Annotated in this window: 14 protein-coding genes; 12 read left to right on the top strand and 2 right to left on the bottom strand. The window is 29.9% G+C overall.

Annotated elements, in window-relative coordinates; all coding sequences use genetic code 11:
- Position 1: 1 nt before the first annotated feature.
- Entirely contained in the window at positions 2 to 526 is a 525-nt protein-coding gene (gene hpt, locus ACWJJ7_RS03810) for a hypoxanthine phosphoribosyltransferase (RefSeq protein WP_462964014.1), read from the bottom strand.
- A gap of 121 nt (positions 527 to 647) precedes the next feature.
- Here hpt and hflX point away from each other — a divergent pair, with 121 nt between their 5' ends.
- The 12 genes from hflX (at position 648) to ACWJJ7_RS03750 (ending at position 12,283) form a co-directional block, all read left to right on the top strand.
- Positions 648 to 2,435, top strand: coding sequence for a GTPase HflX (gene hflX / locus ACWJJ7_RS03805; RefSeq protein WP_462964013.1), 1,788 nt, complete (start codon positions 648 to 650; stop codon positions 2,433 to 2,435).
- A 112-nt stretch (positions 2,436 to 2,547) separates the two neighbouring features.
- A complete protein-coding gene (locus tag ACWJJ7_RS03800) occupies positions 2,548 to 3,054 on the top strand; it encodes a hypothetical protein (RefSeq protein WP_462964012.1) in 507 nt (168 codons plus the stop codon).
- 154 nt (positions 3,055 to 3,208) lie between these two features.
- Positions 3,209 to 3,430 carry a hypothetical protein gene (locus ACWJJ7_RS03795; protein ID WP_165413405.1) on the top strand — a complete coding sequence of 74 codons (222 nt, stop codon included), beginning with the start codon at positions 3,209 to 3,211 and terminating at the stop codon, positions 3,428 to 3,430.
- Positions 3,431 to 3,505: 75 nt separating this feature from the next.
- The gene (locus ACWJJ7_RS03790) at positions 3,506 to 4,402 is read left to right on the top strand and encodes a nucleotidyltransferase domain-containing protein (RefSeq protein WP_462964011.1); all 897 of its coding nucleotides are present in this window, start codon (positions 3,506 to 3,508) and stop codon (positions 4,400 to 4,402) included.
- Positions 4,403 to 4,428: 26 nt separating this feature from the next.
- Positions 4,429 to 5,835, top strand: coding sequence for a MocR-like pyridoxine biosynthesis transcription factor PdxR (gene pdxR / locus ACWJJ7_RS03785; protein WP_462964010.1), 1,407 nt, complete (start codon positions 4,429 to 4,431; stop codon positions 5,833 to 5,835).
- 31 nt (positions 5,836 to 5,866) lie between these two features.
- Complete coding sequence (locus tag ACWJJ7_RS03780; RefSeq protein WP_462964009.1) at positions 5,867 to 6,526, top strand: HEAT repeat domain-containing protein; 660 nt, start codon at positions 5,867 to 5,869, stop codon at positions 6,524 to 6,526.
- A 65-nt stretch (positions 6,527 to 6,591) separates the two neighbouring features.
- Entirely contained in the window at positions 6,592 to 7,257 is a 666-nt protein-coding gene (locus ACWJJ7_RS03775; protein WP_462964008.1) for a YigZ family protein, read from the top strand.
- Positions 7,258 to 7,428: 171 nt separating this feature from the next.
- Positions 7,429 to 8,169, top strand: coding sequence for a YebC/PmpR family DNA-binding transcriptional regulator (locus ACWJJ7_RS03770; RefSeq protein WP_462964007.1), 741 nt, complete (start codon positions 7,429 to 7,431; stop codon positions 8,167 to 8,169).
- Between the two features lie 265 nt (positions 8,170 to 8,434).
- Positions 8,435 to 8,785, top strand: a complete 351-nt coding sequence (locus ACWJJ7_RS03765) for a hypothetical protein (protein WP_462964006.1) — start codon at positions 8,435 to 8,437, stop codon at positions 8,783 to 8,785.
- Positions 8,786 to 9,212: 427 nt separating this feature from the next.
- Positions 9,213 to 10,274, top strand: coding sequence for a hypothetical protein (locus ACWJJ7_RS03760; RefSeq protein WP_462964005.1), 1,062 nt, complete (start codon positions 9,213 to 9,215; stop codon positions 10,272 to 10,274).
- A 284-nt stretch (positions 10,275 to 10,558) separates the two neighbouring features.
- Positions 10,559 to 12,058: a ComEC/Rec2 family competence protein gene (locus tag ACWJJ7_RS03755; protein ID WP_462964004.1), complete on the top strand. Its 1,500-nt coding sequence runs from the start codon at positions 10,559 to 10,561 to the stop codon at positions 12,056 to 12,058.
- A 12-nt stretch (positions 12,059 to 12,070) separates the two neighbouring features.
- Positions 12,071 to 12,283 (top strand): DUF3006 domain-containing protein, encoded by a 213-nt coding sequence (locus ACWJJ7_RS03750; protein WP_462964935.1) that lies wholly within the window; start codon positions 12,071 to 12,073, stop codon positions 12,281 to 12,283.
- Between the two features lie 84 nt (positions 12,284 to 12,367).
- On the opposite strand, the gene ACWJJ7_RS03745 is transcribed toward ACWJJ7_RS03750, so the two are convergent.
- Positions 12,368 to 12,814, bottom strand: a complete 447-nt coding sequence (locus ACWJJ7_RS03745; RefSeq protein WP_462964003.1) for an RrF2 family transcriptional regulator — start codon at positions 12,812 to 12,814, stop codon at positions 12,368 to 12,370.
- Positions 12,815 to 12,926 lie beyond the last annotated feature (112 nt).

Genomic DNA, 12,926 nt, shown 5'->3' with positions numbered 1-12,926 from the left:
ACTAATCTTCCCAATTGAATACGTATGGTATATTTCTATAGTAATCTCCGTAATTCAATCCATACCCAACTACAAAAAGATCTGGAATTTCAAAACAACAATAATCAGGTGCTATATCAATTTTTCTTCTAAGTGGTTTATCTAAAAGAACGCAAGATTTAACGCTATTGGCACCTAAAGACCTAACGTGAGCCACAACGAAATCCATAGTTATTCCAGTATCAACAATATCATCTACTATTAATACATCAAAACCTTCAATATTGTCAGGAATATCATTTATAACGTTAATTGATCCGCAAGACTCTTCACCATCACCGTAGCTTGAAGTTGTCATAAATCCTATTTTTGTAGGCACAGTAATTTGACGCACAAGGTCCGCAGTATATATAAAGCTACCCCTTAATAATGAAAGAACATATAATTTTTTTCCAGCATAATCTTTCGAAATCTCAGTACCAAGTTGCTTTATTCTTTCATCAATTTGGTCTTTAGTTATAAGAATATTTCTTTTTTTATCATCCAATGTTAATCCCACCCTCTATATATATTTACAATAATGCTCTAATGGTATAAAATTATATGAAAGTTGTCAAGTATAAGTATAAGGATACTTGTTAAATATTATTAGAATGGAGTGATTTACGTTGATATATGGAAATATTGGTGGAGTTAAAAATTCAATTTTAAATAAATTAGAAAATGCTTGCGATATAAGAGTTTCCAAAGATTGCATTTTATCTGAAGAATTGGTAGACATACTAGTTGAGGTAACAAAAGATTTGGATAGAGAAGTTAGTGCTGCAATTGATAGAAAAGGTAAAATAATTAGTATAGCAATTGGTGATAGTAGTACAGTGGAATTGCCTATAATCGATATAAAAGAAGGTCGATTATCTGGGGTTAAAGTAGTACATACTCACCCAAATGGTAATTCTAGATTATCTGCGCTAGATATGTCAGCTTTAACAAAATTAAAGTTAGATTGCATTGTAGCTATTGGGATAGGAGAAAAAGAGAATTTAAAGTATAACATAGGTTTTTGTGGAATAGAAAATCGCATTTTAATAGAAGAAGAAATAGGACCAATAAACATAAATGAAGTAATGGAATATGATATCTTAGACAAAATTAAATATATTGAAAAATTAATTAAAACAAGTGAAATTGTTGAGGATGATGCAGAACGAGCTATTTTAGTAGGAATAGAAAGTGAAGATGATTTAGTAGAACTTGCAGAACTTGCAAGAGCATGCAATGTAGAAACTATAGATGCAGTACTTCAGAATAGACATAAAATAGATTCAGCTTTATATATAGGTAGAGGTAAAGCAGAAGAAGTAGCGGGTCTTAGACAAGCAATAAGAGCGAATATAGTTATTTTTGATGATGAATTATCAGGCTCTCAAGTTAGAAATTTGGAGGAAGTACTGGGATGTAAAGTTATAGACAGAACTACGCTAATACTAGAAATTTTTGCACGAAGAGCAAGAACTAGGGAAGCAAGAATTCAAGTTGAACTTGCACAATTAAAATATAGATTACCACGTTTAACAGGACTTGGAACTATGCTTTCAAGAACAGGTGCGGGAATTGGTACAAGAGGCCCTGGAGAGAAAAAATTAGAGATAGATAAAAGGCGAATAAGAGAAGATATTTATGAATTAAATAAAGAACTCGAAAAAATAAGAAATACTAGAAATGTGCAAAGAGAAAAGAGAAGTCGCGATAGCATTTCAAAAGTATCTTTAGTTGGGTACACTAATTCTGGAAAATCAACACTTAGAAACGCATTATGCGATGTAGCAGCACTAAAAAGTGTTGCGCAAAAAGAAAAAGTGTTTGAAGCAGATATGCTTTTCGCAACTCTAGACGTAACAACAAGAGCGCTACTATTGCCTGATAATAGAGTGGCAGCAGTAACCGATACAGTAGGTTTTATAAGGAAACTTCCCCATGACTTAGTGGAGGCCTTTAAATCAACGCTTGAAGAAGTGGTATATTCAGATTTGTTGCTGCACGTGGTAGATGCATCATCTGAAAATGCAGTGCAACAAATAGAGGCTGTAGATGGGGTTCTAAGAGAATTAAATGCAATTGATAAGCCAACGATATTGGTGTTAAATAAAATTGATAAAGCCTCACAAGAAAATATTTTGAAAATAAAAGGAAAATATAAAAATTTGAAGTCAATTGAAATATCAGCTAAAGAGGGTATAAATTTGGAGGAACTTCTAAAAGAAACCTGTAAAGAACTTCCATATACTCTTAAAAAATTTAAGGTGCTTATTCCATATACTGATCAGGCAATAGTGGCATATTTGCATAGAGGATCAAAGGTTGATTCAGAAGAGTATATGGAAGAAGGAACACTTATGTCAGTACAAGGGGACGACGAAGTTTATAATAAGTGTGAAAAATATATTTTAGTGTAGTTGAAACTTCTTTTTTATAAAAAAATTCTTCATAAGTGTAATAAAGTCAATGTGCATCTTATATAATTTAATATTAGGTCTGTAGCATTTATCAAAGAATTTAGGAGTAGATATGGGAGAAGAAGAATCAAAGCCAGATAATGAAAAGAGACAAAACAAAAAAAATCAGTATGATGTAAATACTCAAATTAAAAAAATTATAGATGATATTAATGAACAAAATAAGGAGCTCAATGATGCTGAATATGCTACACGACCATTATCTGATACCTGCGACACATCTAATAATTTTGATGTTAAATCATTGGCAGATAAGGTTGTAAATATAAATGTTTTAAGATTCGAATTAGATAGGTTACAACTAGATTTTAAAGCAAGGGCTTATTTTGAAAATGATGTAAGACCTTTAATAGACACTCTATATGATTTAGGCCTTGCATCTCTTGATTTTTCAACTGCTGCAAGTAATATGTCAAATACAAATTTTGGACGCAGTTCAAAAATAAAAAATGCTCTAGGTTTAGCTGAAGAAGTTAATGAAACTTCTGAAGATTTAATTAAAGTATTGAGATGTAAAGTTGATAACATGCTGAAATTATCAAAGTACGATTGTAAATGATTTTCATAATGATAAAGAGAACAGGGTTATTAATATTAAACTTGATTCTCTTTATTTTTTTATTAGAAAATTATTTACTTTTCTTTTTTATATGAAGATTATTATAATAAAAATGGGTAAAAATAGATATGATAATGAATTTGGAGGTAACATCATGAAAAAAATATGTCCAGTTTGCAATAATTTAGAAAGGAATATTTGTAATTGTGAAAAATGTAGTGCTATAATGAACGATAAAGGGATAATACAAGAATTTTATGATGATTATACTGCTAATATGGAGATTGATGACAAAGATCAGTTTTGTGTTCATATATATCAGTGCAGTAATTGTGATTTTTATGAGCGAATTAAAGTTAATAAAATATTCATTTAGGGATTTCGCTTTTTAAGATACTTAAACACATTTTAAAATTAATAAGGCACATAAAAATTTGGGGGAGGGAAGGGAATGACAAAAACTATTTTGAAATATCAAAAAGCTTTTAATAGCGTAGTAGATAGAATAAAGATTGATGAATCTGTTTTATCAGTAATGGTTTTCGGAAGTATGGTAACAGGTGATTTATGGGAAGAATCAGATATTGATCTTTTCGTAATTGTAAAGGAGGATTTTGATAAAATTAGGGAGATATATACTGAAGAAGAGGGTGTTTCTGTCCATATTAAACTTATGGGTAAGGAGAAATTCATACAAATTTATTCTGATAATCTAAAGGGTGGATATATACATAGAATTTTCTCATCTTCAAGATTAATATTTTCAAAAGATATGGATATAACAGTAAGGTATGACGGTGGTAGATTTTTTCCTGATGTAGATAGAGAACGTTGGGGAATGTGTTTTCTAGGAAAACTCTTAAAAGATATTGGAGTATGTAAAAAATATTTATCCAGCGACGGTATATATACATCTTATAGTACTGCTATAAGATGTATAGAGAAGTATTCAAGATTATTTGTTAACTCATCGGGATATATGATTAGTAAGGATGTTATGACTATGGCACTTAATTTAAATGCAAACTTTAAACTTTGCGTTGATAAATTGTTTTTTGAAAAATCAAATACAGCCGAGACAATTCAAGAAACTATGACATTTTTAGAAGAAAGCATAAATTCAAGTATTAAGAGTAATTGTAGCTTGCTTTTAAACTATCTGAGAGAAAAAGATAAGTTTTTAAGCGCTGAGGAAATTATGGCGGAGGATTTGTTTAAGGATTTTGATATAGAAATGGAAGAATTGCTTAATAAACTATGGGAAAGAAATATTATTAAAAAGGAAATTAGAGATTTTAAGATAAACAAGGACAAAATCTTATTTAAGCAAAATGTTTACTTTGTTTAATATTTGGGGGATAAATAGGTGGAGATATGCATAAGTATGAAATTAAATTTAGCTCCGAAATTCCTAAGTATATAGAAATATCAAAGCATATAAAAAAAATGATTGATGAAAATATGATTGACGACGGTGAAAAATTACCCTCAATAAGGAAATTATCAAAACTATTGGTAGTTAATGATGTTACCGTAGTTAGTGCCTATAAAAAACTTGAAGCTGAGGGCTATGCGTATCAAAAGATGGGGAGTGGAACTTATGCTAAAAGAAGAGATACAAACATTAAGTTTAAAAAGGAATATTCTAATACCTTAAAAAAAATCTCTGGTCAAGACCTGAAAAAATATATAGATTTTACAGGAGAAATTACCAGTAGCGAATATTTCCCTGTAGCAGTCTTTAAAGACGTATTAAATGAGGTATTAGATAGAGATGGCACGGAGGCTTTTGCCTATAAGGAATCATTGGGGTATGAGGGACTTAGAAATAGTATAAGTAGTTTTTTTTGGAATAATCAGGTGAATTCTGAAGATATATTGATCCTTTCAGGTGCGCAACAGGGGATTGATATAGTTTCAAAATCTATAATAAATATTCATGATAATGTTGTTGTAGAAAAGCCAACCTATGGTGGAGCTCTAACGGTTTTTAAATGGAGAAGGGCGAATATATTTGAAGTTGATATGCTAGAGGATGGCGTGGATTTATTCCAATTTGAAGAGATACTAAAAAAGAATAGGATAAAATGTTTTTATGCCATGAGTTATTTTCAAAATCCTACAGGGGCCACCTATAGTTTGGAAAAAAAGCTAAGGATATTAGAACTCGCAGAGTTATATGATTTTTATATCGTTGAAGACGATTATTTATCTGAACTAATATATGACCAAAAGAAATATAAGAGTTTTATGAGCTTAGACATAAATGATAGAGTTATTTATATAAAGAGCTTTTCAAAGATATTTCTTCCAGGAATAAGGCTCGGATACATGATATCACCAGAGAAATGCAAGGAGCATATTCAAAATTCCAAAATTAACACAGATATATCAACTTCAAGTCTTATGCAACGTGCTTTAGATTTATATATAAATAAAGATCTTTGGAAAGAACATATAAGTCGTCTAAATATGGCTTATAAGGACAAATATAATTTTATGATAACTTGTATAGAAAAAAACATGTGTGCAAAGGCTAGTTGCTATACCCCTGGAGGGGGAATTCATTTTTATTTTAAGATAGCTGCTGGTTTGAAGATTAATTCCATGGAATTGTTTTATTTGTGTAAGAATAGAAAAGTTCTAATATCGCCAGGGGTTTTATTTTATAAAAATGCTAAAGAAGGTAATGATTACTTTAGATTAAGTTTTTCAGAAATAAGGAAATCAGAAATAGAAGAAGGAATTAAAATTATTTCAGAGATATTAAGAGGAAAGTAGAAAAATGGCTAAAAGGTAAGGAGAGGAGCTTTTGAAAAAGGGATTAGTGGACATTGATTGGTTGTGCATTAGTAAATATTCCAACGAAGAAATATCTTATTTCTTGTTTTTGGAAGGGAAAACTATGGAAGCCATATGTAAAATTAGAAACTTGGATAATGCCATTGTGCAAAAACATATCATAGATGGTAAAATAAAATATAGATTTTTAGTGAATAGCAATGATACTGATGAGCTTTTTAAGAGTATTGCTAAAGCAGGAAAAGAGGATAAAATTTATTTCTTGAATTCATTGGAAGAGGATAATAAATATAAATTAACGCAGCTAATAAAAACGAGTTATGTGGAGATGCACCCTAAAGATAAAGAAGTCGCAGTTTGGATCTTAGGTGAATTAAAAGAAAAATCTTGTTTAAACATTTTAATCAAGGCTTCCGTGCATAAATTCTTAAATGTACGGAGAATGGCAGTTTCAGCTATGGGTAAAATGGGAGATGCAAGAGCTGAAGGAGCATTACTTAGAGCCTTAGAGGATGAGAATCCACAAGTAATAAGCTATGCAATAAAATCTCTAGGTAAAATAAAAAGTGAAAAAGCTATTACAAAAATAAAAAACATATATGACAACACAGAAAAAAAATACATAATTGATGCTGCTGAGAGGTTTTTATTGCTAATGGAGCAAATATAAATAGAAATTATAGTGGGAGCTTAAATTTTTATTTAGAATATTTAGTAATAGTTGGGAGAATTGAAATGAGTTACTTTACAATAAAAGATGAATCAATCGCTGAATTTAAAGAGAAAAAATCAATTTTTATTGGACATGGAAAAAGAGTTGAAAGCGAAGACGCGGCTAAGGAGTTTATCCAAACGGTTAAAAATAACCACAAACAAGCAAGACACAATGTTTATGCCTATATAATTGGCGAAAATAGAGGGATACAAAGGTATAGTGACGATGGAGAGCCTCAAGGTACGGGAGGAATTCCTATGCTAGAAGTTTTGAAAAAAAGTGATATTACAGATGTAGCAGTGGTAGTTACCAGATATTTTGGAGGAATTCTTCTAGGCACTGGAGGCCTTGCAAGGGCATATTCGAAAGGTGCATCACTTGCTATTAAAGATGCAGGGGTAGTGGAAAAGGTTGAAGGTATTTCAATAGAAATACTAATTGAATACGATTTACTAGGTAAGATACAACATGTATGTTCTAAAGAAAATTTTTATATAGAGAACGTAGAGTATACTGACAAGGTGAGGATTAAAATACTTTGTCAGTTTAGTAATCTAGAAAAATTAAGGTCAGAAATAACCCAGGTTACCTCAGGAAAAGCTTTATTTTATGAAGAAGATCCAAAAATGTACTTCAAATTAGAACATAGATTATATGATAGTGAAATTATAAACTCTATCATTTAACGACATGTAAGAAAAGTATATATACTTTTCTTTTTTATTTGAAAAGTGTTTTATTTCTATGATATAATGGAAATGTAATGTACTTATAACTAATTCATAGAAGTATTGCTATTTATTAGGTTCGGTTAGAAATATTTCACATAAAAAATAGTTAGTTGGGGGGGATATCAAATGTCAGGACATTCAAAATGGCATAACATACAACAGAAAAAAGGTAAGATTGATGTTATAAGAGGTAAGGTATTCACAAAATTAGGTAAAGAAATAATAATGGCAGCTAAAAATGGTGGGTCTAATTTAGACGTTAATGCTCATCTTAGAGATGTAGTTGCGAAAGCTAAATCTAATAATATGTCTCTAGATACAATAACTAGAGCAATAAAAAAAGGTGCCGGAGAGCTTGAAGGCGTAAACTATGAAGAAATAGTTTATGAAGGCTATGGAGCAGAAGGCGTTGCTATAGTAGTTAATACGCTAACAGATAAGAAAAATAGAAGTGTGGCAACTGTAAGGCATGCTTTTGATAGACATGGTGGAAACATGGGAGCATCTGGATGCGTAAGCTGGATGTTTGCTAAAAAAGGACAGATCATCATAGAAAGAACTGAAACTATGGATGAAGATGAAATCATGATGGTAGCATTAGAAGCGGGTGCAGAAGATTTTAATGCAGAAGAGGAAATGTTTGAAATAATTACAGCTGTAGAAACTTTCGGAGAAGTAAGAGAAGTGTTAGAAACAGCGGGTTTTGAATTTGCTTCTGCAGAGGTTACAATGATACCAGATAACATGATACCTATTAGCCTAGAAGGCGCCGGTAAAGTGCAAAGACTTATAGATGCGCTTGAAGGGGATGACGACGTGCAGGATGTCTACCACAATGCAGAGTACCCTGAGGAATTTGAGGGATAGATGGTTTGCGGGCAATCATCAGAAATTTAGATGTTTGTATAATGACATACATGCTACCGTAGAAAATTTAAGACAATGATATACTGAATTTAACCACTTTCCATAATAGATATACAATGTATCTGTTATTGGAGGTGGTTTTTTATTTTACAGAAAAATATGGTGGTAAATATAATATAAATTTGTATAGTTGCAAAAATAGTATATTTTCATTCAATTATCCTAATAATATAAAGAACAAATAATTTTAGGATGGTGTGTAAAAATGAAGAATGTAAAAATTGCTTCAACATTTATTATAATTAGTATATCTATTCTGCTATTTACTGCTTGTAATTCCATGAAGTCGCCGACTAATAATACTACAAAAGCTATCCTTCCAACAGCAACAAAAACAATTTATTCTGACACTCTTAAAGGATTAGTTACGGCTAAGACAATAACACAAACTCAGTCAGATAAAGTAATGGAAGAAGTAACAAAGAATGTGTCACAAGTTAAAGGTAGTATTAATAGATTAAGTACATTAGTAAAAAATCGTGTAATTACTCAAATACAAGCTGATAAAATAAACCAAGAAATTGAGAAAGGTATGAAAAGTATTGAGGGTAAGTAGCTAAGGGTAAGATTACCCGTAGAATAATAGGGGAGCTTAGAGATGAGCTTCTTTTTTGTCGTGCAAAAAGGATGGTAATATATGATTTCTTTTTTTATTTATTATATAGTTTTAACGACATTTCAGAAGGAAAGTTTCCCACTTCAATAAGTGGGAGTTACATGCCCTAACAAATAGAAAACTTTTATGTGAGTATAAATCTCCTTCTGAAGTCATTAATATTGCAGCTCCGCAGGAGATGATTTAACACGATTAGAGTAGGATAAATACTACTTTTGTCTTTTAATTTGCAAAAATATCAGGTTTATTAAGAAAGTCGATAAATTAGTTAACCAAATTTTTCATAATTATAAAATATTATGTAAATTATGATATAATATGGATATATAAAAACGGATAAAAAATAATTATATACGAGGTGGATAAGATGAAGAATTTTAATAATTTCTTAAAAAATATGTTAATTAATGATTTAGAACGTAAGGCATATTATGAAAGTAAGAAAATATTAGAAAAAAGGAAACCTATTTATGTATCAAGACAAAAATGGTTAAATATTCGTAAAGTCGCTATAGATGAATTTGTAGGAGAAAACAAAAATCCTAGAAATATTAGAGAGCTTGAATTTAGTACCTGCTATAAATTTTTGAATAATAATAAGCCATCTTATATTAATAACAATGAATGGGATTATATATTGAAAAAATCTACAGAGGTATTAGAGGAACAAATCAAAAAAATAGTTTTGGAAATAAATTATTACAATGATTTTTCGGTGCTTTTGGGTTTGAATAAACCTCAAAATATTAAGCAAGATATATGGAATATAATACAAAATAAAATTTTTGATGTATTTATATTATTAAAAAAATACAATGCTAGTCAATACTATTTTAATACAGATAAAATACTGGATTTACTAAAAGAAAAAAAACAAAATGGAATGGCAGAAGATAAGTGGTTGGATTATTATAATTTTTTAAAAGAGTTGTATTTACAAAATTTATCAAGTAAATTATATTCTGTAAAGTCTCCGATTGAATTTATAAATAATCATCCACTAGAATATTTGGAAGACGAAAAAATTTATGAATTAAAGCATGAAGCATATAGATTAGAATTACTTGCCTTTAAAATACTTTGTTATACTAATAATCCGAAAGAACTAATTAAAAAGGAAAAACCTGTTTGGATTAAAGATATTGATTTTAAAATAATAGTATTAGATTTAAAGGGTAAAATTGAGATTGACGAAAAGAGAGAAGAATATAAAGAAAAACTACAATTGATTAATGGAATTTTAAAATGTAATAAATTACAGATGGATAGACCAAAAAATATAAATGAAGAAGACTGGTCATACTTATTTGATTTAGAAAAAAGTATCAAAGATAAAATTGATAATAACAAGAAAAATGATAAAGCGAAAAAACTAATTGAAGATGAAGAAGAAACAAAATATATGAAAAAAATCACAAATATATTATAGGATAATAAATTAGTACAATAGATATTCGAATAAAATTGTTTCATGATAGTATAACACCTTAGTGTATTGATTAATTATCAATACACTAAGGTGTTTTTGCTTTGATTTGGCTAAAATTAGCATTATATGTTGTAAATTGGTTTGTAATGCATTATCATTAAAATTAGTAGTATAAATTGGACATGCTTAATTTTCATTGTTATTTCTATGAAGCTGAAATGCGAATAAAGTTAAATATATTTATATCATTTGTATTATTAAGACTAAAAAGGGGAATAAAATTAATGAAAGATATTTTGAAATATATACCAGGTTTTAGAACAGAGAAAAAATGGAAGAAAATAGTTGCAATAATATACTATCTATTTTGTTTGTGCATATTAATAAATGGCATTTCTTCATTTTTAATAGTGACCTCTATTCCAATTATAATATTTGCTATTGCAAGTTTTGGAAAACATATAAATAAAACAGCGGTATTAATGCTCATAGTGGGTATAATAATATTTACCATGGGTGTAAAATTAGATGATTCAGCATCTAAAAATAAAACTGCAAGTGCAACAACACAAGTTATATCTAACAAAGTAGTTTCACAAAAGAATGAAAAAATTGCAGTAGAGATTAAAAAAGAATCAGATACAAAAGAAAAGGCTGATTCTGAAATTAAATTTGATGCAGCTGCAAAAGCGAAATTAAATGCTAATTCTAAATCGAAAATTAAATTTGAAGCTAAAGGGGAGCTAAAAGTACACTACATTGATGTTGGTCAAGCAGATAGTATTTTATTGCAACAAGGCTCAAACTCTATGTTAATAGATGCAGGAAATAACCCTGATAGTGCTCTAATAAAAAAATACATGACGGATCAAGGGATTACTAAATTAAATTTCATAATAGGAACACATCCTCACGAGGATCATATAGGCGGATTAGATTACGTAATAAACAGTTTTCAAGTAGGTAAAATATACATGCCTAAAAGAACTGCAACAACCAAAACCTTTGAAGATGTAATTAATGCAATTAAAAATAAAGGACTAAAAGCTACAGCGCCAATGCCAGGAGATAGTTTTAAGTTAGGAGAGGCTACATGTACTATATTAGCTCCTAATGGAAGTGGTTACGAAGATATTAATAATGAGTCTATAGTTATTAAAGTAAACTTTGGGAGTAGTTCATTCTTATTTACTGGAGATGGAGAAGATATATCGGAAAAGGAAATGTTATCAAAGGGATTTGACCTTAAATCAGATGTGCTTAAAATAAGCCACCATGGTAGTGATAGTTCAACAACACAAGAGTTTTTAGATAAAGTTAGTCCCAAATATGCAGTTGTAAGTGTTGGAGTGGATAATAGTTATGGTCATCCTCATAAGGGAACCATGGATAGACTTAAGGCAAAGAATATTTCTGTGTATAGAACTGATGAGTCCGGAACAATTATTGCAACTAGTAATGGTAAGGATATAACTTTTAATGTTAAACCAGGAAGTTACGCTTATAAGGGCACTGGAGCATCTGCTAATAAGACAAGTAGTTCGTCAACTAATGTAGTCAATAAAGCATCATCAACCATAGTTAAGCCCCCTGTGGTTAATCCATCCCCTGAGAAAAAAGTAATAGCAACTCAAAATAAGAGCATTACAGTATATATTACTGAATCAGGTGAAAAGTATCACAGTGATGGTTGTAGATACTTAAAGAAAAGTAAAATACCTATAAGTTTGGATAATGCAAAAGCTGGATATGAACCATGTAGCGTTTGTGGGGCACCTCGCTAAGGAGTTGATTGTATCAAAATAATAATAGATAGATTTGTTGGCTGTTATGCAGTATGTGAAAAAGAAGATAGAACTATGATTGATATTAAAAGGATTAAATTACCTCATAGCGCTAAAGAAGGAGACGTACTTAATATTGATAATGGTATAATCACTATTGATATAATGGAAACTGAAAAAAGAATAAGAGAAATTGAAAAATTAACTGAAGATTTATGGGAATAGAATCAAGCAAGGTATTTTTTTATGTTAATGAAAATAAATGAAGAATAACAGCACCTGGATTACACAAGTGCTGTTATTCTTCATTTATATTATAAAGTCTAAGATATACTCATCATTTAGACTTTTATATTTTTCTACAAGATCTTGTAGCGTTACTGAATCCATTACTTTATTGATTTGTTCATTAACCTCTTGCCATACTAGAGTGTTTATACAAACTTTTATGGTTTTATCAACACCTAAGGCGCCACCATCATCTCCAGTAATATCTAAATCACCTTCAAGGGTTCTTAAAACTTCACCTACTGTGATTTTTGATGCTTCTTTTGATAGGGTATAACCACCCTGGGAGCCTCTTGCACTTTTTACAAGATTAGCCTTTCTAAGTACTGAGAAAACTTGTTCTAGATAATTTTCTGAGATAGACTGCCTTTCAGCGATAATCTTTAAGGGTATATAGTCTCCAAATGAATGCACAGCTATATCAGCCATTGCCCTTAAACCGTATCTTCCTTTAGTAGAAATATTCATGGTAAGTTAATTCTCCTTATCTATACTAAAATATACATATTATGCGTAATGTAATATTTATTTATCAAACTAAATGATACTATATTGAAAAGAATAAGTCAACTTAACCATG

The sequence above is a fragment of the Clostridium sp. CM042 genome, from assembly GCF_055080995.1.
Note: the sequence above shows the minus strand (reverse complement) of the source record. Positions and strands in the feature narration are given on the sequence as shown.

Excerpts from the sequence above, each read along its gene's own strand:
- ACWJJ7_RS03800 (WP_462964012.1), top strand. The coding sequence starts at position 2,548 with ATGGGAGAAGAAGAATCAAAGCCAGATAATGAAAAGAGACAAAACAAA.
- ACWJJ7_RS03795 (WP_165413405.1), top strand. The coding sequence starts at position 3,209 with ATGAAAAAAATATGTCCAGTTTGCAATAATTTAGAAAGGAATATTTGT.
- ACWJJ7_RS03790 (WP_462964011.1), top strand. The coding sequence starts at position 3,506 with ATGACAAAAACTATTTTGAAATATCAAAAAGCTTTTAATAGCGTAGTA.
- pdxR (WP_462964010.1), top strand. The coding sequence starts at position 4,429 with ATGCATAAGTATGAAATTAAATTTAGCTCCGAAATTCCTAAGTATATA.
- ACWJJ7_RS03775 (WP_462964008.1), top strand. The coding sequence starts at position 6,592 with ATGAGTTACTTTACAATAAAAGATGAATCAATCGCTGAATTTAAAGAG.
- ACWJJ7_RS03770 (WP_462964007.1), top strand. The coding sequence starts at position 7,429 with ATGTCAGGACATTCAAAATGGCATAACATACAACAGAAAAAAGGTAAG.
- ACWJJ7_RS03765 (WP_462964006.1), top strand. The coding sequence starts at position 8,435 with ATGAAGAATGTAAAAATTGCTTCAACATTTATTATAATTAGTATATCT.
- ACWJJ7_RS03760 (WP_462964005.1), top strand. The coding sequence starts at position 9,213 with ATGAAGAATTTTAATAATTTCTTAAAAAATATGTTAATTAATGATTTA.
- ACWJJ7_RS03755 (WP_462964004.1), top strand. The coding sequence starts at position 10,559 with ATGAAAGATATTTTGAAATATATACCAGGTTTTAGAACAGAGAAAAAA.
- ACWJJ7_RS03745 (WP_462964003.1), bottom strand. The coding sequence starts at position 12,814 with ATGAATATTTCTACTAAAGGAAGATACGGTTTAAGGGCAATGGCTGAT.